The sequence below is a fragment of the Pseudomonas sp. 3JA genome, assembly GCF_036961705.1.
Taxonomy (GTDB): domain Bacteria; phylum Pseudomonadota; class Gammaproteobacteria; order Pseudomonadales; family Pseudomonadaceae; genus Aquipseudomonas; species Aquipseudomonas fluorescens_Q.
This window is the reverse complement of the sequence record NZ_JBAMDJ010000020.1, coordinates 54041-72477: the sequence shown is the minus strand read 5'-3', so window position 1 is coordinate 72477 and position 18437 is coordinate 54041. Positions and strand designations below refer to the sequence as shown.

Sequence of the window (18437 nt, the reverse complement as noted above, 5' to 3'; positions counted from 1 at the left end):
GAACGTTATGGCCCGTGGGGTTAACAAAGTCATATTGGTCGGTACTTGCGGCCAGGATCCCGAAGTTCGCTACCTGCCGAACGGCAACGCCGTGACCAACCTGAGTCTGGCGACCAGCGAACAGTGGACCGACAAGCAGACCGGCCAGAAGGTCGAGAAGACCGAATGGCACCGCGTGTCGATGTTCGGCAAAGTGGCTGAAATCGCCGGCGAATACCTGCGCAAGGGTTCGCAGGTGTACATCGAGGGCAAGCTGCAGACTCGCGAGTGGGAAAAAGACGGCATCAAGCGCTACACCACCGAAATCGTGGTCGACATGCAAGGCACCATGCAATTGCTGGGTGGCCGTCCACAGGGCGACCAGCAGCAAGGTGGCAACAACTACCAGCAATCGGCCCCTCGTCAGCAGGCACCTCGTCCACAGCAGTCGGCTCCGCAGCCACAACGTGAACGCCCGGCCCCACAACAGGCCGCGCCGCAACCGGCACCGGATTTCGACAGCTTTGATGACGATATTCCGTTCTGATGACGGGTTGAGACTACTCAGCCAATAGTTTGAAAAAAAGCCCCAAGCGCACTCTGCCCTTGGGGCTTTTTATTTATTGGCGCAGGCCAGGTTCATGACTTGAGGACCCCGGGCAATCCGGTCATGCTCACAAATCCAGATCCAATACTTCCTGCATCCTCTCGCCAATCGACTGCCTCAACCACTCGGCATGGAACGCCATGTCCCGCACCGTTACATCCGAAAACCGAAGTTCGATCGGTTTGCCATTGGCCCCGGCGAAGCACACCACAAAGTGACAAAAGTGGGCGGAAGCGGTCGTTATGTAGGGCCTGATGGAGTGGATATCGCTGTACGGCACGCATTCTTCGGTGGTCTGCCGGGCAGGGCGGCGCTGGGTGAAGGTGAGGCGTTGCTGGCGTTCGTCGAAGCAGAAGCCAAGCACCGTAGGCCCGGAGGCGAGCCAGTTGAGCACGCAGACGGCCGCGAATGCGCTGATGAACGCGAGCGCTATAAACAGGGGGGCCTCGATCACTCTTGTATGAATGGGCGACAGGTTTTGTCCGACATGAAACAACTTCGTCGATAGCACTGCCAGCCCGTAGACCGGCAAGGCCAGCAGCATCACCACGGCATACACCATCGTGCCCAGGTATCCCGGCCTGGATACGTCGCTTGAGCAATCCCACGTGGGCGGGTGCAGTGGCGCTGATGTAGCGGTCGGGAACGGGGATTCGACCAGGCGCGGCGGGCGTTTGCGTTTCATACGGCTGGCTCTTGGGAAAAATGCCCGGCCATTCTTATCGTTATTCCTCAAGTACGCCTAGTAAAAAACAGTTCCCGAGGTTGGGTTCTTCCTGAATCCCGCCCACCCAGGTTTTTTCTGCCTGGCCTGCAGTGCTATCACCCCCTCACGGCCGATAGTCCGCCGGTAATTCATGCCGCGTCGGCGCTTTTTCTTCGTGATAGTGCGGTTTGCCTTGGGGAGAGCTCATCAAGGTCGAGTTGGCCAGGATCGTCTCCGTCAGCAAACAGTCTTCACCTTCCCCGAACCAGCAGGCCAGCGCTGAGTTTCGATTGCCATGCAGGTCTACGACGGCCGGCCAGTTTTCGACGCCGTGGGCGTCACTGGGGGCGATGTCGGGGTAGTGCTTGGGCGGCAGGACCAGCGCATCGCCGGGTCGCAGCCAAAGGTCGGCCAAATGAATTTCCCTCGACGCCGGCCGCCAACGGGCGACGCTGATCACCAGTGGCAAGCGGCCATAACGGGAAAAGAACGCGTGGGGGAAGTTGTGGTATTCGAGGTCGGTCGGGTTGTAGGTCAGCAGCTCGCGCTGGCGCCCCGGGCCGAGGTAGGGCGATTGATGGCCGGCCCATTTGCCGTAGGTGTATTGGCCCAGGATCAATTGGTCGTACTCGAAACGCAGGCATTCGCCGTTGCCGAGCAGGGTCATGCCAAAGGCCTGCGCCGTTTCCTTGGTTGCCCAGATCGGTGCGTAGTGCACTTCGCTGGCGTGGAAGTCGAACGTCTTGATCCAGTAGGAACCGCTGTTCGTTGCAACCTCACGGTCCCGCCAACTGATACCCGAGTAGCGAGTGCCCAGAGACAGGGCCGGGTTCTCGGGGCTGAGCTGGATCAGGTGGCCGTGCTCCTGGACACTCGGTCGAGCCAGGCCATGGTCGTTGAACAGGTAGGGAAACCGGCGGGGATCGAGGGCCGTTTCCACGCCATCGCCGATAAAGGGAACACTGTTGAAGACTTGCATCGTATGGGGACCACGCACGCAAGAAAGCTAGAGAAAGGGCGCTCAATCGCCCGACGAACCTGTGGGAACGAGCTTGCTCGCGATGGCGGCGGCACATTCAACATTGAAGCAAGCTGAACCAGCGCTATCGCGAGCAAGCTCGCTCCCACAGGGGATCTCACTATCGGGTGTCAACTGTACGGACGATGCTGCTCACGCAACCAGTCCATGCCGTGAGGTTGGCGCCACGGCCGGACGGCGGCGCGCTTTTCAACCTGGGTCAGGCACAGGGCGTCCATCCAGTAGTAGACCATCAACAGGTGAAACACCTCATCGCCGCGTCGGTCCCAGATGACGTCGTCCTGCTGGCGACCCGGTTCGATGGGCTTGAGCCGGCAGTCGCCCTGGTCATGCATGCCCTGCAGGCAGGTTCCCGTCTCGTAGTTGATCAGCAGCACCGGGTGGTTGATTTCCGGATAAGGTTTTTCCAGCTCGGGCATGTACCAGTATTGCCCTGGATTGTGCCTGTCCGGCGTCTGCATGGCGATACGGGTCCGGTTTTGCGGATCGACCGCTAGGGCCGGTTTCGCGTCGGTATTGTTGCGCACGATGTACAGCGCGGTGCGAGGGTCTTCCTCGGTCGTTGCGGTTTTTACCAACTTGACCTTGCCAAACGAGTCGTGGGAAAACCGAGCCTTGACCTTCACCGTTGGGTTGAGGTCCTTGCCTGCCTGGCCAAAACCGGCAATGAGTCCATCGACACCGGGCACCTCGAAGTCATTTCCCGCCAGCACATAGGTCAGGCCGGACAACGGGTTGGGCTGCATGTGCTTGGTCAGCGTGTCCCAGCGCATCAGCGACACTTCGCTGGCGCCGTTGGACAGCAGGGCCTCACGCATGGCATACGTCGGGTAGTAGCGCGCGTCGCGCGGCCAGCGCTCAGTGGCCATCAGCAATTTTTGCCCGTTTTTTTGTCTCAGCAGCAGGGCCAGCGCATCCCAGAACTGTTCAAATTCCGTGGTCGATGCATTCGCGGCGGGTGGGTAGTGGAAGCTTTCGCTGGTTTCCTTGCTTTTGTTGTCCACGAACACCATTCGCAAGGCCGGGCGGGTTGCTTCAGCCTTGGAGGTGGCTTGCCGCCCGGAGCGGCCGAGGACAACCACCGATTCTTGCCAAGTGCCTTCGATTTCCGCCTTGTAGCTGGTGTACCACTGGTAGGCCTGCTCCAGTGCCGTACGGGTCTCGCCTTCCTTGACGAAGCGATAGACCGGCGCGATTGCCAACTCCACGACGGTCGGGTCGTCGGGCAGCGATTCGCGCCATTTGCCGAACTCCGCATTGCAATTGTTCGGGTCCACTGAGTTGAAAGCGATGGCGTGCGTGCCACCCCGGGTGGTCAGGTTGGCGTTGCGATGGGCGATGTTTTTCTTGACCGTTTCCGAGACCGAGGTGGTCGCGCTACCGCTGACGAAGGCGCCGTATTCGGCCTTGACCATGGCATCGAGGGTGTTGGTCTTGCTGAGGAAACTCTTGAGTGCGGTCATCGCATAGTTCAGCGAGCCACCGACAGTCACTTCGCTGACGATATCGGCACCAAAGTCGACCAGGAAATTGAAGAACGGTGCCGGATTGCCCGGGTCGAAGGCCTTGGGCAACTCATCGATGCGCTTCTTGAACGCTTCCGTGGCATTGGCGGGGCTGACCTCGAGGGTCAGTTTCCACAACCGCACCGTGTGACTGTAGAGCGCGGCTTCGCGCTCTTCGAGCGTCTTGATGTCGCTGCCGAAGGTGGCTTTGAAACCGGCGGAAAAGGCGCCGTATTTGCCGGAGGCTTCGACACTCGTCTGGGTATGTCTTTCGAACTCATCACGGGAGGCAAACGTCTCGGTGGAGAAATTGTCGTTGGCCACGACCGTGGACATGGTGACGTTTTTCCCCACGTTGTAAGACGTTTTCCGGTATGGCACCGCACGTTTGCCCGATTCGGTATCGCCGACCTTCAGGCACTCCTTGCTGTCGCCGGCCCAATCGAGCCGGTTCAGTCCGCGCCCCAGTAATTGCGAACCGCCGATATCCCGCACGTCATCGCCTGCGTTGCCCTTCAGTCCATCGCTCATCGCCTTTCTCCCATCGCTCAGGTTGTATCAACTGGGTGCCAATTGATGGGAGTGAGTATCGGGAGGGCGGTGATAGGCGGACAGTCCAGAGCGGTGTCAGTCCGGTATCAGTTTGGTATCAGGCAAAATGCCATCTTTTCATTAACCCGGGCGAGGCGCAGGAGTACACTCGATCGGCTGCCGTCGTCCCAGGGTAGAAGGGCTATCGACATGGACTCCCGACCAAACACTTTTGCTGCCCTGCCCAGGCGTGATGCCTCGATATCCGACGGCCGTGTCCTGCTGGACGCCGTGTCGTTGAAAGGCCTGCGCAAACAGCATGGCCTGAGCCAGGAAACCCTGGCCGAGGCCTGCCTGAACCGGCATTTGTGCGTCTCGATCGCCTCCATCAAGCGGGCCGAAACCGGCAAGCCGGTGCTTTACCGCACGGCTCGGCACTTGGCGACGGCCTTCGGGGTCGATGTGAGTGAGCTGCTGAGCACTCCCGCATCGGTGGCTTTGGCGCAGATCCAACAGACGATGAGCGCGGTGCACCAGACGGCCTTTGCGCAACAGGCGCTGAAACAGGTCGATGACAGCATCATCCGCTACGTGCTGGAGCTGTCCTTTCGGATCGATGGGCTGCCCGCGACGACGTTCATGGAAGAAATCGAGCGCCTGGTGCGTCAGTTCGGTGGCGTTCCACTGGGGATGACGCAGGATGTGGTGATCGCCCAGTTCGGTTCGCCACAGGCCTATCGCAGCGATAGCGAGCGGGGCCTGCTCTGCGCGTTGGCGCTGAGTCGGGAGCAATTCGTCATGTCCGGGCATGCCTTGTTGCTGCGGCTTGTGCGCCTGAGTGCCGACACCATGGAACCTGCGGTCGAGCCTGTCTTGCTCGCGCGAAAGCCGCTGTTGGAGCGTCATGGGCACGCGCCGGTGTATGTTGCGCAAAACCTGCTGGAACAGCTCGCCGCACGGTTTGAGTTTTCGTCCAGCGACGATGAGTTTCAGGCCTATCGCAAATGTCTGCGCCCGCGCAGCCTCGACGAAAACGCGCTGCGCCCGTTGGTGGGACGGGCCATCGAGCTCTTGCAGTTCAAGGCTGTGATCGAGGCCACCCAGGAATGCCAGGACGGGCACATCGTCTATGTGCGCGGCATGGCGGGCATCGGCAAGACCCGCCTGGTCAGCGAGTTTTTCGAAATGGCCCGGCAGCGGGGCTTTGCCTGCCATCGCGGCGATGTGCTGGATTTCGGCATGGACAACAGCCTTTGGCCCCTGGGGCAACTGCTGGCCAGTTTGCTCAACCTGGGGGGCGCGGCGTCTGTCAGCGCCTCGCTGTTGGACGCCGCTTTGTCCCGCCTGAAAGTGGCCGCCGAACATCGCATGTTCTTGCAAGTGCTGACGGGGGTGTCGTCTGCCGAGCCTCCGGCCCTGTATGCCGCGATGAGCAACCAGGCCCGTACCCAGGGGCTGTTCCAGGCCTTGCTCGACGTGTTGCTGCGCATCGCGGTGCAACAGCCTTTGCTGATTTGCGTCGAAGACCTGCACTGGGGCGATGCCAGGCTGTTTATGCTACTGGGCAGGCTGCTCGATGCCACTGACGAAGCGCCGGTGGTCTGGCTGCTGACGTCCCGTCCCGAAGGCGATCCGCTGGAAAGCGAAATCCGTACGCATTCCTCCAGCCCCATGAGTCTGCTCGACATCGCGCCGATCCGGGCGCGGGAGGCCACGGTCCTGGCGGAGCAGTTCACTGAGGTCGATCCGCGCTACCGGGCCGAGTGTGTCGCCCGTGCCCAGGGCAACCCGTTGTATCTGACGCAACTGCTGTCGAGCCAGCAAGGGGGGTTCCCTGACAGTCTTAGGCATTTGGTCCAGACCCGCTTTGACAAATTGGCCCCCGAGCAACGTCGCGCCCTGCATTACGCCGCGGTGCTGGGCAATCGCTTCGAGCTGACGCTGTGGCGCGAAGCGCTGGGGCAGCCCGGTTATCTGCCGACTGCGGACATGCGCCAGGGGCTATTGCGGGAGGTCGAGCCAGGCAGCTACCTGTTTGTCCACGACCTGGTCATGCACTGCCTCTACGATTCAATGCCCACGTTGCTGCGCGAGCAGTTGCACGGTGAGGTGGCGAATCTCTATCGCGCGCGCGACCGGGTGCTTTATGCCCAGCATTTGCTGCGGGCCAATGATCCGGCGGCGTTCGACGCACTGTTGGTGGCCATGGGCGAAAAACGGCTGGCCTGCCAGTACGACAGTGTCCTTGCGCTGGCGCGGCAATGCTCGGCGTTTGCCGAGCGCGCGCAGGGCAATTTTCCTTTCGCGTTGCTGTGCGGCCAGGCGTGTTCGGGCCTGGGCCAGACCGTGGAGGCCCGGACGCATTTCCAGCGAGCCTTGGCATTGGCCGAGCGGCCGCAGGATCGGATCGAGGCCGCGTTGGGGCTGGCTGCAGTTCTCAATACCCTCGATTGCCTGGACGAGGAGGAGCGCCTGATCGAGGACATGCTGCCCATCGCCCGGTCCATGCAGGCCCATGCGGCGCTTGCCCGGTTGAATCACTTGCGCGGGAATATCTATTTCCCACGGGGTGATTACGCCGAGTGTCGCCGCCTTCATGAAGAAGCGGTGTCCTCTGCTCGCATCGGTCGGGACCTGGAAACCGAGGTCAAGGCCTTGAGTGGCATTGGCGACTCCTACTACGCACAAGGGCGTATGCAGACTGCCTACGAGGTATTCGATCAATGCGTACGCTTGTGCGAGCGCAATGGGTGGACACACGTGGAGGCGGCCAATCGCAGCGCCCGTGGATCGGCGCAGTTGTACCTGGGCCAGCCAGAGCCCGCCTTGCGTGACGCCATGGAGGCCATCGAATGCAGCGCCCGGCTGGGCAATCATCGAGCGCAGGTTTTCTCGCGGCTCACTGCGGCCTGGGTACTGGTGGCGGGCGGCCAGGATGCCTTGGCGGAACAAGAGTTGAGCAGTGCCCTGACGCTGGCACGCAGCCTTGGCGCCAGCCGTTTCGAAGCGATCCTGCTGGAAGGGTTGGCGCGGGTGGCGTTGCGCCAGGGCGAGCGCGGGCTGGCGCAGACCTTGATCATGGAGGCGGCGAGCCTGGTGGAACGCTTCGAGTTGCAGCACTACATCGGGCCTTGGGTCTACGGCAGCCTGGCGATGATCAGCGATGACGAACCGTTCAGCCAGCAGGCCTTGGCGAAGGGCGAAGCCCAGCTCACCCAAGCCTGCCTGGCCCACAACGCCTTGCGCTTTCGTGTGGCTGCCGCTGAAACCTGCCTGTTGGCGGGTAATACCGAAAAGGCTATCTGGCATGGGCAACAGATGGCGGCGTTGCCCGAGTCGGCGTCGTGCGCCTGGATCAACCATCATGTTCGGTTGATCGATGTGGCGGGGCAGTGGCTGTGCAACGCCGATCAAGCCAGCGGCGAGAAGCTGCAGGGGATGGCGCGCGAAGCGCAGCACATGGGGTTCGTGGCGACGATGCCGCGGTTGTTGCACGTGCTGGAGACTTGAGCGCTTCCAGGTACACCGTTGGTGCCTGAGACAAAACCGCACTTGGGTGATGAAGCGCGGTTTTTTAGCTGTGCCGTGGGTTTACTGATGGTCGGCCAGGAATTGCTCGGTACTCACCACATTCGCGTAGGCAAACCCCAGCGCCGCCATGAACGCCGCATGCACCTGGGCAGCCGGCACGACGACGCCGTTGAACTCCAGGTCGAGGGTGGCGCAGGCATCGTGGATCACCGTGACGCCGTAGCCCAGGTCTGCCGCCGCCCGCACGACGCCGTCGACGCACATGTGGCTCATGCTGCCGACCACCACCAGTTGTTCGATGCCATGGTGCTCGAGGAGGGATTGTAGTTCGGTCTCACGAAACGAATTGACGAAATGTTTGAGCACCACCGGTTCGTCGGCGCGGTTGAGCACTTTAGGATGCAGTTGTGCGCCTTCCGAGCCTGGGGTGAAGAACGGGGCGTCGTCGGAGGTGAACTCGTGGCGGATGTGCACCACGCGATCACCGGCCTGACGGAAGGCTTCGATCAACCGTACGGCATTGTCGGCGGCGGCTTCGGCGCCGACCAACGGCCATTTGCCCTGGGGGAAGTAGTCGTTCTGGATATCGACTACGATGAGCGCTTGCTTGGACATGGGGGCTTCCTCGATCAGATTGGGTGTGAAGCCAGTATTGGCTTTTGCCGTCGCTTCGAGGATTGGCCGCAACGACAATAAGCGAGGGAAAACTGACAATGACGCAGCAAAGGGCAGTCGCCGAGCTTGGGGTGCTCATCTACCCTGGTGCGCAACTGGCGGCGGTGCATGGCTTGACCGATCTGTTCGCCGTGGCGCAGCGGATCGCGGCCGAGCATGCCAGTGTGCAGTTGCCAACGCTGCGGGTAAGTCACTGGCGGGCGGAGGAGGGCGAGGCGCCGTTGCGGGTGTTCGACAGCGAAACAGGCCCGGCGGGCAAGCTGGTGGCGTTGTTGATTCCACCGTCCCTTGCCGGTTTCAGTGAAGGCTTGGTCTCTCAGGCGCTGATGGATTGGCTGCGGGCGCAGCATGCCGACGGCACAGTGCTGGGCGGGGTTTGCGTGGGCTCGATCCTGCTGGCCGAAAGCGGCCTGCTCGACGGGCGCAGCGCCACCACCCACTGGACTTCGGCCAAGACCTTTGCCGCGCGTTACCCGAAAATCAAGCTCAACGCCGACAAACCCATCGTCGACGACGGCGACCTGATCACCACCGCCGGGCTGATGGCTTGGTCGGAACTGGGGCTACGCCTGGTGGACCGTTTGCTCGGGCCCAGCATCGCCACGCGCACGGCGCAATTTCTGGTGATCGAGCACAGCGACAGCGCGAGCCAGTGCGGCAGTAATTTTGCGCCCATCCTCGGCCATGGCGACCCGGCGATTCTCAAGGTCCAGCATTGGTTGCAAAGCAGCGGCGCGGTGGAGGTTTCCCTCGGTGCGATGGCCGAACGCGCTGGGCTGGAAGAACGCACCTTCCTGCGCAGGTTTCGCGCCGCCACCGGGCTCAAGCCCACCGAATACTGCCAGCATCTGCGCGTCGGCAAAGCCCGGGAAATGCTGGAGTTCACCAATGGCACCATCGACCACATTGCCTGGACCGTCGGTTACCAGGACCCGAGCGCCTTTCGCGCGACGTTCAAGAAAATCACCGGGTTGGCGCCGAGTGATTACCGGGCGCGGTTTGGGGTAAGTCCACCGGGCACTCCCAAAGGCTGACACTGGACCTTTGTGGCGAGGGAGCTTGCTCCCGCTGGGCTGCGCAGCAGCCCCACCATCTCAACTGACTACATCTGGTGTAGGTTCTTTTGGGGGGGCGCTTCGCACCCCAGCGGGAGCAAGCTCCCTCGCCACAGGGGGCTGTGTCTGCTGCTGGATATCGTGCAATTTGCGGGATGCCAAGCGTGTGTCGTGCAGAATGAAACAGGCCCGATGCTATCAACTGCGCACTAGACGCCCGTTTGGCTGAGCCATCCCTGCCGATGGCACCGTTGGCCTGATCTCTGCAACTTTCCTGATTTGCAGACATATCCAAAGCCATCGAGCGCAGGAAAAAGGGCAACGCATGACACCAGTCAATCGCAACAAGCGGGTAGTGGCCTATTCGGTCAATCCACAAGCGCCGCGCCATGAGGTCGAGACCAATCGTGCACTGGCCCGGTGGCTGGCACAGATCCTGGGATGGGAGTACGACGACAGTCATGACCCTCAGGCCGGTCATGATCTTTATCTGTTGCCCACGCAAACCCTGATCGGTACCGAAACCTTGATGCGCCTGGGGGTCAAGGGGCCGGAGGATGTGTGGGGTGGGTATGTCGAGCATGATTTTATCTGCACCAAGGCGATTACCCACGGTCTGTTGAATAAGGATGCCGTGGCGCCCAAAGGCTGGTCGCCGCTGTTTGCCAAGCTCACGCGAGGCGCGGTACTCGATGGCGTGACGGTCTTTTCGCTCAAGGATGCGCGCCCGGCCGCCGAGCACTTGCTGTACACCGGGCCGATTCGCCTCAAGCCGATCCATGCCTGTGCCGGGCGCGGGCAACGGCTGATCAAGAGCCTGGCGCAGTTCGATGAAATTGTCGCCGGGCCGGACGCCCAGGCGCTGTTTCGCGATGGGGTGGCGCTGGAACAGCACCTCAACGAGGTCAAGACCCAGAGCGTCGGCCAGAGCTTCATCAACGGCAAGGTCCTGAGTTATTGCGGTGTGCAACACCTGACCCACGACAGCGAGGGGGTGGAGGTGTACGGCGGGTCGGACCTGCTGATAGTACAGGGCGGTTATATCGAGTTGCTCAGGCTCGAACTGCCCGACGATGTGCGCGAGGCGGTGCGCCTGGCGCAGGTGTTCGATGACGCCGCCAATCAGGCCTACCCGAGCTTTTTTGCATCGCGGCGCAATTACGACATCGCCCAGGGCCTGGATGCCGCCGGCCAGCCCCGTGGCGGTGTGTTGGAACAGTCATGGCGCATGGGCGGCGCCAGCAGCGCCGAACTGGCGGCGTTGCAGGTGTTCGTCGAAGCGCCGCAAACCAGCGCGGTGCGGGTGTCCTCGGTGGAGACCTACACCGAGCAACCGCTGCCGCCCGGTGCGAGGGAGGTCTATCGCGGCGAGGCGCACAACGGTGACTTCCTTCTCAAATACGTAACGGTTCAATCCTATGACGGCTAGAAGTGAAACCATTCAGATCGAGATTGACGATGAACGCATGAACGGGACATTCCTGAGTCCCAAGTCGAAGGTTCCTGGCGTGTTGTTCGTGCACGGCTGGGGCGGTAGCCAGGAGCGGGACCTGGAACGGGCCAAAGGCATCGCCGGCCTGGGTTGCGTGTGCCTGACCTTCGACTTGCGTGGGCACACCGGCGGAGCGGGGATCCCGTTGGCGCGGGTCACCCGCGAGGACAACCTGCGAGACCTGTTGGCGGCCTACGACCGCTTGCTCGCGCACCCGGCCTTGGATACCTCGGCGATTGCCGTGGTGGGCACCAGTTATGGTGGCTACCTGGCTTCGATCCTGACTTCGTTGCGTCCGGTACGCTGGCTGGCCCTGCGGGTGCCAGCGCTGTACCGCGACGAGCAATGGCACACCCCCAAGCGCGACCTGGACAAGACCGACCTGCTGGATTACCGCAGCACGCTGGTGCACGCCGGAACCAATCGCGCCTTGCATGCGTGTTCGCAGTTCACCGGCGATGTGTTGCTGGTGGAGTCCGAGACCGATGCCTACGTGCCCCATGCCACCATCATGAGCTACCGGGCGGCGTGCCAGCAGACCCACTCGCTGACTCACCGGATCATCGACGGTGCCGATCATGCCTTGAGCGACCCCGTGTCACAGCAGGCCTACACCTCGATCCTGGTGGACTGGATCACGGAAATGGTGGTGGGAGAGCGCTTGAGCATCATCCAGGAACGCTGATCGTGCGGTGTTGGGGGCCCATCGCGAGCAGGCTCGCTCCCACAGGGGATGTGTAGCGATCGAGATAAGTGTGTTCACAACCGATCCAATGTGGGAGCGAGCTTGCTCGCGATGAGGCCAGGCCAGGCAACTCATCACTTGACCCCAGGCTTGACCCGCAACGCCTTGGCCTTCGCCTCGATCACCAGGTACATCACCACGGTAATCAGCAACGGCAGGATGAAATAGATCGCCCGGTAGGCGATCAATCCCGCCAGCAGGCTGCCCCGCGACACTTCATGTTGCAGCAGCGCAACGAACACCGCTTCCAACACCCCAAGCCCCGCCGGAATGTGGGTGATGACCCCCGCAATGCTGCTGATCAGCAACACCCCGAGCACCACCGGATAATCCAGTTTGCCGGGCAGCAACGTGAAGATCACCGCCGCCATCAACGACCAGTTCAGCGCGCCCAACGCCAGTTGCAGCACCGCCATGCGCGGTGATGGCAGGTTGATTTCCATGCCGCGAATCGTCCAGGCGCGGCGCTTGGAAAACCGGCAGGCCACCAGGTAACCGGCACTCACCAGCAGCAACAGCGCGCCGACGCCTTGCAACGCATCGCTGCTGAGTTTCCAGCCCGGCGGCATGGTCACCAGGCCACTGCTGAACACCACCCCGGCCAAGGTCATGTAGCCGAACCAGTTGGTGGCCAGGCTCAGGCCGAGAATCTTGGCGATGTTCCCGTTGCTGACCCCCAGTCGCGAATACAGGCGATAGCGCATGGCGATGCCACCGACCCAGGCGCTGAGGTTGAGGTTGAACGCGTAACTGATCACCCCCACCGGCAAGATCTGCCGCCAACCGAGTTTCTGGCGGATGTAGGTGCGGCCGATCAGGTCGAAGCAGGCATAGGTGATGAAACTGGTGACGGTCAGCGCGGCGGCGATGATCAAGGTGCGCACCTTGAAGTCTGCCAGGGTGGCGAACACTTCCGACCAATCGATGCGTCGGGCCAAGGTGGTGAACAGCACGATCAACAGCAGGAAAAACGCCAGGGTCAGCGGTCTTTTCCAGCGGCTCCAGCGGGATTTGGGCTTGGACTGTTCCGGCGCATGGGCATCTCTCGGCGCGGCGTGCGCTTCAGAGTGGTTCATGGGGTTCGCTCCGGACCGCCGTCGGCGGTGAAAATGGTTTCAGACGCGGTTTATGGGCCGGCAGCCAGCCGGCCCAGGCCGGGAAATGGCGCAAAAAGTGGAACACCATGAAACCGATGGTCATACGCCACAACAGGCCCCGGGGGGCGTGGTCCTCGGGCATGGCGGTGCAATGGTTGCGGCTCAGATAGTCGAGGCGCTCGAACAACTCGCGATTGAACGCCCGGTCGCGGATCAGCACATTGGCTTCCAGATTCAGGGACAGGCTCAGCGGGTCGAGGTTGCTCGAACCCACCGTGCTCCAATCCTCATCCACCAGGGCGACCTTGCCGTGCAGCGGTCGCTCGCAATATTCGTAGATCACCACGCCGGCCTTGAGCAGGTAGCTGTAGAGCATGCGCGCGGCGAGCTTGGCGATCAGCATGTCCGGCTGGCCTTGCAGGATCAGCCGTACTTCCACGCCCCGCCGTGCCGCGTTGCGGATCTCGCGCAGCAACCGGTAGCCAGGGAAGAAGTAGGCATTGGCGATCACCACCCGCCGCTGGGCGCTGCGCAGCACTTGCAGGTAAACCTCTTCAATGTCGGTCTGGTGTTCGTGATTATCCCGGTAGACCAGGCGCACCTGGCCGTCGTGGTCGTTGATGGCCAATTCGTTGCGCCGACTGCGGCGCCGTTGCCACCAGTATTTGGCCCGGGCAGGCCGTCCGCTCTGCAACAGCGCGAAGTGATGGATATCCACCACCGCCGGGCCTTTGATTTCCACGGAGTAATCCTGCTTGGCCTCGGGTCCGAAATCGCCCAGGTGGTCGGCGGAAAAATTGATCCCGCCGATAAACGCAATCACCCCGTCCACCACCACGATCTTGCGGTGCAGACGACGGAACCAGTTGGTGCGGATCCCCAGGCGCCGGGGCGCCGGGTCGAACATCTGCAAGCGCACCCCGGCGTCGCTCAATGAGGCCAGGAAACCAGTGGTCAGCTCACCGCAGCCGAAGCCATCGAGGCTGACGGTGATGCGCACGCCCCGTGCGGCAGCTTCGACCAACAGGTCCCGCAGTTCATAACCGACCTTGTCCTCGAACAGGATGAAAGTCTCCAGGAGGATTTCTGCCTCGGCCCGGCGAATGGCTTCGAAGACCCTGGGGAAATACTCTTCACCGTTTTCTAACAGCTTGACGCGATTGTTGCCGTGCCAGCCGTATTCGATATCCGTCAGTGCCGGGTTGCGCTCGGTGAGGGGCGACTCGACCTGCTCAACCGTCGCCTTGTTCATTGTCGCGCTCATAATTCGATCTCCACCGACAGCGGTGCGTGGTCGGAGAGGTGCGACCAGGGTCGTACGCTCAACACCTTGGGATGACGGGCCTTGAGGTTGCGCACGTAGATGCGGTCCAGGCGCAGGACCGGCAGGCGCGCCGGAAAGCTGCGGGCCGGTTTGCCCCACTGTTCGGCGAACACTTCCCGCAGGCCGCAGGGTGCGAGCAGTTCACTGGCCTTGCCGCGCCAGTCGTTGAAGTCGCCAGCGACGATCACTGGCGCGTCGGACGGCAGTTCGCTCAAGCGCTGGCAAAGCAGCTTGAGTTGCTCGACACGATGACCTTCGCGCAGCCCCAGGTGCACGCAAATGGCATGCACTTGCTGTCCATCGCCCGGCAGGCGCAGCACGCTGTGGAGCATGCCGCGGTTCTCATGGCCGCTGATGGACACGTCCAGGTTGTCGTGGCGGATGATCTGGAATTTCGACAGCAGCGCGTTGCCGTGGTCGCCCGCCGGGTACACCGCGTTGCGCCCGTAGGCGAACTGCGGCCAGAGGCTGTCGGCCAGGAACTCGTATTGCGGCATGCTCGGCCAGTTGCTATAGCGCTGGGGGTGGTGTTCGTGGGTGCCGTGGACTTCCTGCAAGAACACCACATCGGCGGACACGCTGCGCACCGCTTCGCGCAGTTCCGGCAGGATGAAGCGCCGGTTCAGGGCGGTGAAACCCTTGTGGGTGTTGACCGTCAGCACGGTGAAACGGCTGACCGGGTCGAGAATCTGGGCCTGTTGCTGGGTCGGCTCGTGGGTCGCTTCGCTGGTTTCCGGGCGGTTCATGGCAACACCCCTTCGGCCGGGCGCTCGCCGGGCGCGGTGGCGAGGTCCTTGTCCAGATGGAAGTGCTCCAGCAAGTGGCGTGCGTCATAGGGCGCGCGGACTTTGATGTCGTTGTCGAAATAGCAGAACACTTCCCGGCTTTTACGGGCCCGGGGTTTCTTGTCGGGGTCGATCAGCTGGGCGTCGGTGGGTTGTTTGCCGTGGCTCCAGGCCTCGATCCGCGCGCCCCAGCGCTTCAACGCCTCGTCGGTGTAGCCGCTGGCGTACAGCTGCTCGGCGCCGTGCAGGCGCAGGTAGACGAAATCGCTGGTGACGTCTTCACGATAGGGCCATTTGCCGGCCGTGTCGGCGATCACCAGGGCCACGTCGTAGCGCTTGAGCAGCGTGACGAAGTGCGGGTCGATAAAGCTCTCATGGCGGATTTCCACGGCGTGGCGCAGTGGGCGCTTTTTATCAGTGGTGGTGCTGGCGTGGCCGTCCAGGCGCGGCTCGTGCTCGCGGGCCAGGGCGGCGGCACCTTCGGTGTCGTGGGGCAGTTGCTTGAGGAAGTCTTCGAACAGCTCGGGGTCGAACTTGAAGCTGGGCGGAAACTGCCAGAGGATCGCGCCCAGCTTCTCCTTGAGCTCCAGCACGCCGGAGGCGAAGAAATTGGCCAACGGCTTGCGGATGTCCCGCAGGCGCTTGATGTGGGTGATGAAACGCGGGGCCTTGACGCTGAATACGAAGCCGGGCGGTGTCTCGGCGTACCACTGGGCATACCGTTCGGGGCGTTGCAGGGCGTAGAACGATCCATTGATTTCGATGCTATTGACCGCTCGCGAGGCGAATTGCAGTTCCCGTTTCTGGGCCAGCCCCTTGGGGTAGAAATCCCCCCGCCAGGGCGTGTAGCGCCAACCGGAAATGCCAATGTGGATCGCCGTCATGTATCCCTCCCGTGCCAATGACCTCGTGCAGCCTGTGTCTTTTGATGACTGTTGCGCGGCTCGGAAAGTTTCGATGGGGTGCCCGGCGGCAGTGAACCTGTGCCGAGGGATGCGCAGTAAGTCCCAAAAACAGGGCCGCTGCGCGCCCCAGCGGGAGCAAGCTCCCTCGCCACAGGGGTTGTATTGGCCTTGCGAGCGAACTTGCCGGCCCAATATTGATCAGTTCCTTACCGATCCCGTGTGAAGGAGCCTCGCGTCTTGTCTCGATTGAGCACTGTATTGCTGTTGTTCTTGCTGGCGCTGACCGGTACCAGCGCCTACGGCACCGCCGCTGTCCCTGGCACCTCCAAGCCCGATGAACCGCCCGCCGAACCTGCGCCGCTGGTGCAGGGCGGTTTATTGGGGGCCATCAGTTCGAGCATCGACGACGTCCAGGACAAGCTCGATCTCAACCAGAGCCTGGTGGATGCCTGGCGCCTGCGGGCGGACCGGGCGGCGGATGAGGTGGACCGGCTGGTGGACCAGACGTCCCGTTCGTCCTGGCGCGTGGCGGGGGATTTCCTGTTGTTGTCGAGCGTCTGGATCGGCGCTTTTGCACTGATCTGGTCGGGCGCGCGGCTGCTGCTGCGCCATCTGGGCCGGCGCCGCTGGTTGCGCACCCGCCAGCGCCTGCGCGACCTGCTCGGTTATCTGCTGCCGTACACCGCTGCGGCGTTGATCTGCCTGCCGCTGACCCTGTACGTCAGCCACTTCCTGCAGGTGTCGGTCGGTCGCGCCCTGGCGCTGTGCTTCGCCTACGCCACCAGCAGCGGCATTTTCTCCACCTCGGTGTTGCTGTGCGTGATCGTGATGTTCAACGCGGGTCACAAACGCCGGGCGGTGGCGATGATCCGGCGCTTCAGCCCCCGGCCATTGTTCATGATCGGTTTTCTCGCCGCCCTCAGCGATGCCCTGACCAGCCCGCAGATCGCCCGGCAACTGGGCGGCAACATCACCAGCAGCATCGCAGTGTTCACCGGCTTGTTTGCCTCGGTGATCTTTGGCTGGCTGGTGATTCGCATGCGCAGGCCCGTGGCGCACCTGATCCGCAACCGCCCGCTGGCCCAGCGCTTGAAGCAACCGGCCTTGCAGGAGTCGCTGCGGATTTTCTCCGGGCTCTGGTATTGGCCGATCCTGTTGATGGTGCTGGTGTCGGCGGTGAGCCTGATCGGTGTCGGCGAGGACAACCAGAAAGCCCTGCGTTGTGCGCTGTTCACCACCATCCTGCTGATCGCCACGGTGTTCCTCAGCACCGTGTTCCAACACGTCTTCAAGTCGCCCAAGGCCGAGGCCATCCAGCGCAACAGCGCCTACAAGGGCCGCCTGTTGAGCCTGCTGCACGCGTTGCTGCGCATCGTCATGGCGGTGGTATTCATCGAAGTCCTCGGACGGATCTGGGGCATTTCCCTGTTCGAGTTCGCCTCGCGCAATGCCATAGGCCGGGCGATCAGCGATTCCTTGAGCCGCATCGGCCTGATCTTCCTGATGACCTGGCTCACGTGGGTGGTGCTCGACACGGCGATCCAGGAAGCCCTGAAACCGCCGCTGAACAAGCGCGGGGCCCGCCAGCCCAGCACCCGGGTCAAGACCATCCTGCCGCTGTTGCGCAACGCGGCGAAAATCATCCTGGTGGTGATTTGCGCAATCACCACCATGGCCAACCTGGGCATCAACGTCGCGCCGTTGCTGGCCGGTGCCGGGGTGGTGGGGCTGGCGATCGGTTTCGGTTCCCAGCAACTGGTGCAGGACGTCATCACTGGGCTGTTCATCATTATCGAAGACACGCTGTCCATCGGCGACTGGGTCGTGCTCAGCTCTGGCCACGCCGGCACCGTCGAAGGCCTGACCATCCGCACCCTGCGCCTGCGCGACGGCAAGGGCTTCGTGCATTCGGTGCCGTTCGGCCAGATCAAGGCGGTAACAAACCAGTCCCGGCAATTCGCCTTTGCGTTTTTCTCCGTGCAATTCACATACGACACCGATGTCGACCAGGCCATCGAGCTGATTCGCGAAGCCGGGCGTTCGATCGCCGAAGATCCGTTCCTCAAGTTCAACCTGCAAGGGCCGCTGGATGTGTTCGGCGTGGACAAGATGGACCTCAACGGCGTGGTGCTCACGGCGCAGTTCCGCACCGTGTCGGGTGGGCAATATGCGGTGAGCCGGGCGTTCAACCAGCAGTTGAAGAAGCTTGTGGATAACCACCCGGCGGTGCACTTTGCGCAGACTTATCCACAGCAGGTGATGTTGCCCAAGCGGTTCGTGGAGGAGCCGAAAGAATCGGGGGAGTCGTGAGCTAATCGGTAACCCTGTGGCGAGGGAGCTTGCTCCCGCTCGGCTGCGAAGCAGTCGTCGCTTTGGGCGGATATTGCCGCGCACGGATGTATTGTTTGGGGCTGCTACGCAGCCCAGCGGGAGCAAGCTCCCTCGCCACAGGTGTGATGTG

14 protein-coding genes are annotated in these 18437 nt (G+C 62.3%); 6 read left to right on the top strand and 8 right to left on the bottom strand.

What is annotated here, in order from left to right; all coding sequences use genetic code 11:
• The first annotated feature begins 7 nt into the window (after positions 1-7).
• Positions 8-526 (top strand): single-stranded DNA-binding protein, encoded by a 519-nt coding sequence (locus V7773_RS16895; RefSeq protein WP_092444796.1) that lies wholly within the window; start codon positions 8-10, stop codon positions 524-526.
• A 127-nt stretch (positions 527-653) separates the two neighbouring features.
• Here the strand turns inward: V7773_RS16895 and V7773_RS16890 are convergent, their stop codons facing one another.
• From V7773_RS16890 to V7773_RS16880, 3 genes are all read right to left on the bottom strand, one after another.
• Positions 654-1271, bottom strand: coding sequence for a hypothetical protein (locus V7773_RS16890; RefSeq protein ID WP_336074225.1), 618 nt, complete (start codon positions 1269-1271; stop codon positions 654-656).
• A gap of 145 nt (positions 1272-1416) precedes the next feature.
• Positions 1417-2271, bottom strand: a complete 855-nt coding sequence (locus tag V7773_RS16885; RefSeq protein WP_336074223.1) for a hypothetical protein — start codon at positions 2269-2271, stop codon at positions 1417-1419.
• A gap of 170 nt (positions 2272-2441) precedes the next feature.
• Positions 2442-4367 (bottom strand): MAC/perforin domain-containing protein, encoded by a 1926-nt coding sequence (locus tag V7773_RS16880; RefSeq protein ID WP_336074222.1) that lies wholly within the window; start codon positions 4365-4367, stop codon positions 2442-2444.
• A gap of 210 nt (positions 4368-4577) precedes the next feature.
• Here V7773_RS16880 and V7773_RS16875 point away from each other — a divergent pair, with 210 nt between their 5' ends.
• Complete coding sequence (locus V7773_RS16875) at positions 4578-7877, top strand: ATP-binding protein (RefSeq protein ID WP_336074221.1); 3300 nt, start codon at positions 4578-4580, stop codon at positions 7875-7877.
• Between the two features lie 81 nt (positions 7878-7958).
• Here V7773_RS16875 and V7773_RS16870 read toward each other — a convergent pair whose 3' ends face one another.
• Positions 7959-8513: a cysteine hydrolase family protein gene (locus V7773_RS16870; RefSeq protein ID WP_336074220.1), complete on the bottom strand. Its 555-nt coding sequence runs from the start codon at positions 8511-8513 to the stop codon at positions 7959-7961.
• Positions 8514-8611: 98 nt separating this feature from the next.
• On the opposite strand from V7773_RS16870, the gene V7773_RS16865 reads away from it, so the two are divergent.
• The 3 genes from V7773_RS16865 to V7773_RS16855 all read left to right on the top strand — a co-directional run bounded on the left by V7773_RS16865 (position 8612) and on the right by V7773_RS16855 (position 11805).
• A complete protein-coding gene (locus V7773_RS16865; RefSeq protein ID WP_336074219.1) occupies positions 8612-9607 on the top strand; it encodes a GlxA family transcriptional regulator in 996 nt (331 codons plus the stop codon).
• Between the two features lie 346 nt (positions 9608-9953).
• Positions 9954-11057: a DUF3182 family protein gene (locus V7773_RS16860; RefSeq protein ID WP_336074218.1), complete on the top strand. Its 1104-nt coding sequence runs from the start codon at positions 9954-9956 to the stop codon at positions 11055-11057.
• Positions 11047-11805, top strand: a complete 759-nt coding sequence (locus V7773_RS16855) for an alpha/beta hydrolase family protein (RefSeq protein ID WP_003206064.1) — start codon at positions 11047-11049, stop codon at positions 11803-11805. Before V7773_RS16860 ends, V7773_RS16855 begins: the two co-directional genes overlap by 11 nt.
• Before the next feature lie 134 nt (positions 11806-11939).
• Here the strand turns inward: V7773_RS16855 and V7773_RS16850 are convergent, their stop codons facing one another.
• Genes V7773_RS16850 through V7773_RS16835 form a run of 4 tightly spaced genes read right to left on the bottom strand, consistent with a single transcriptional unit; the run spans position 11940 to position 15955 of the window.
• Positions 11940-12941, bottom strand: coding sequence for a lysylphosphatidylglycerol synthase domain-containing protein (locus tag V7773_RS16850; RefSeq protein ID WP_336074217.1), 1002 nt, complete (start codon positions 12939-12941; stop codon positions 11940-11942).
• Positions 12928-14226, bottom strand: a complete 1299-nt coding sequence (gene clsB, locus V7773_RS16845) for a cardiolipin synthase ClsB (protein WP_442963491.1) — start codon at positions 14224-14226, stop codon at positions 12928-12930. Before clsB ends, V7773_RS16850 begins: the two co-directional genes overlap by 14 nt.
• Positions 14223-15032 (bottom strand): endonuclease/exonuclease/phosphatase family protein, encoded by an 810-nt coding sequence (locus V7773_RS16840; protein ID WP_336074216.1) that lies wholly within the window; start codon positions 15030-15032, stop codon positions 14223-14225. Before V7773_RS16840 ends, clsB begins: the two co-directional genes overlap by 4 nt.
• Positions 15029-15955 (bottom strand): DUF72 domain-containing protein, encoded by a 927-nt coding sequence (locus tag V7773_RS16835; protein ID WP_072346380.1) that lies wholly within the window; start codon positions 15953-15955, stop codon positions 15029-15031. Before V7773_RS16835 ends, V7773_RS16840 begins: the two co-directional genes overlap by 4 nt.
• Positions 15956-16213: 258 nt before the next feature.
• Between V7773_RS16835 and V7773_RS16830 the strand changes: the two genes are divergently transcribed.
• The gene (locus V7773_RS16830) at positions 16214-18286 is read left to right on the top strand and encodes a mechanosensitive ion channel family protein (RefSeq protein WP_092225543.1); all 2073 of its coding nucleotides are present in this window, start codon (positions 16214-16216) and stop codon (positions 18284-18286) included.
• The last annotated feature ends 151 nt before the right edge of the window (positions 18287-18437 follow it).

Coding starts and splice junctions, on each gene's coding strand:
- V7773_RS16860 (WP_336074218.1), top strand. CDS start 9,954: ATGACACCAGTCAATCGCAACAAGCGGGTAGTGGCCTATTCGGTCAAT.
- V7773_RS16880 (WP_336074222.1), bottom strand. CDS start 4,367: ATGAGCGATGGACTGAAGGGCAACGCAGGCGATGACGTGCGGGATATC.
- V7773_RS16895 (WP_092444796.1), top strand. CDS start 8: ATGGCCCGTGGGGTTAACAAAGTCATATTGGTCGGTACTTGCGGCCAG.
- V7773_RS16875 (WP_336074221.1), top strand. CDS start 4,578: ATGGACTCCCGACCAAACACTTTTGCTGCCCTGCCCAGGCGTGATGCC.
- V7773_RS16870 (WP_336074220.1), bottom strand. CDS start 8,513: ATGTCCAAGCAAGCGCTCATCGTAGTCGATATCCAGAACGACTACTTC.
- clsB (WP_442963491.1), bottom strand. CDS start 14,226: ATGAGCGCGACAATGAACAAGGCGACGGTTGAGCAGGTCGAGTCGCCC.
- V7773_RS16835 (WP_072346380.1), bottom strand. CDS start 15,955: ATGACGGCGATCCACATTGGCATTTCCGGTTGGCGCTACACGCCCTGG.
- V7773_RS16885 (WP_336074223.1), bottom strand. CDS start 2,271: ATGCAAGTCTTCAACAGTGTTCCCTTTATCGGCGATGGCGTGGAAACG.
- V7773_RS16865 (WP_336074219.1), top strand. CDS start 8,612: ATGACGCAGCAAAGGGCAGTCGCCGAGCTTGGGGTGCTCATCTACCCT.
- V7773_RS16890 (WP_336074225.1), bottom strand. CDS start 1,271: ATGAAACGCAAACGCCCGCCGCGCCTGGTCGAATCCCCGTTCCCGACC.
- V7773_RS16840 (WP_336074216.1), bottom strand. CDS start 15,032: ATGAACCGCCCGGAAACCAGCGAAGCGACCCACGAGCCGACCCAGCAA.
- V7773_RS16855 (WP_003206064.1), top strand. CDS start 11,047: ATGACGGCTAGAAGTGAAACCATTCAGATCGAGATTGACGATGAACGC.
- V7773_RS16850 (WP_336074217.1), bottom strand. CDS start 12,941: ATGAACCACTCTGAAGCGCACGCCGCGCCGAGAGATGCCCATGCGCCG.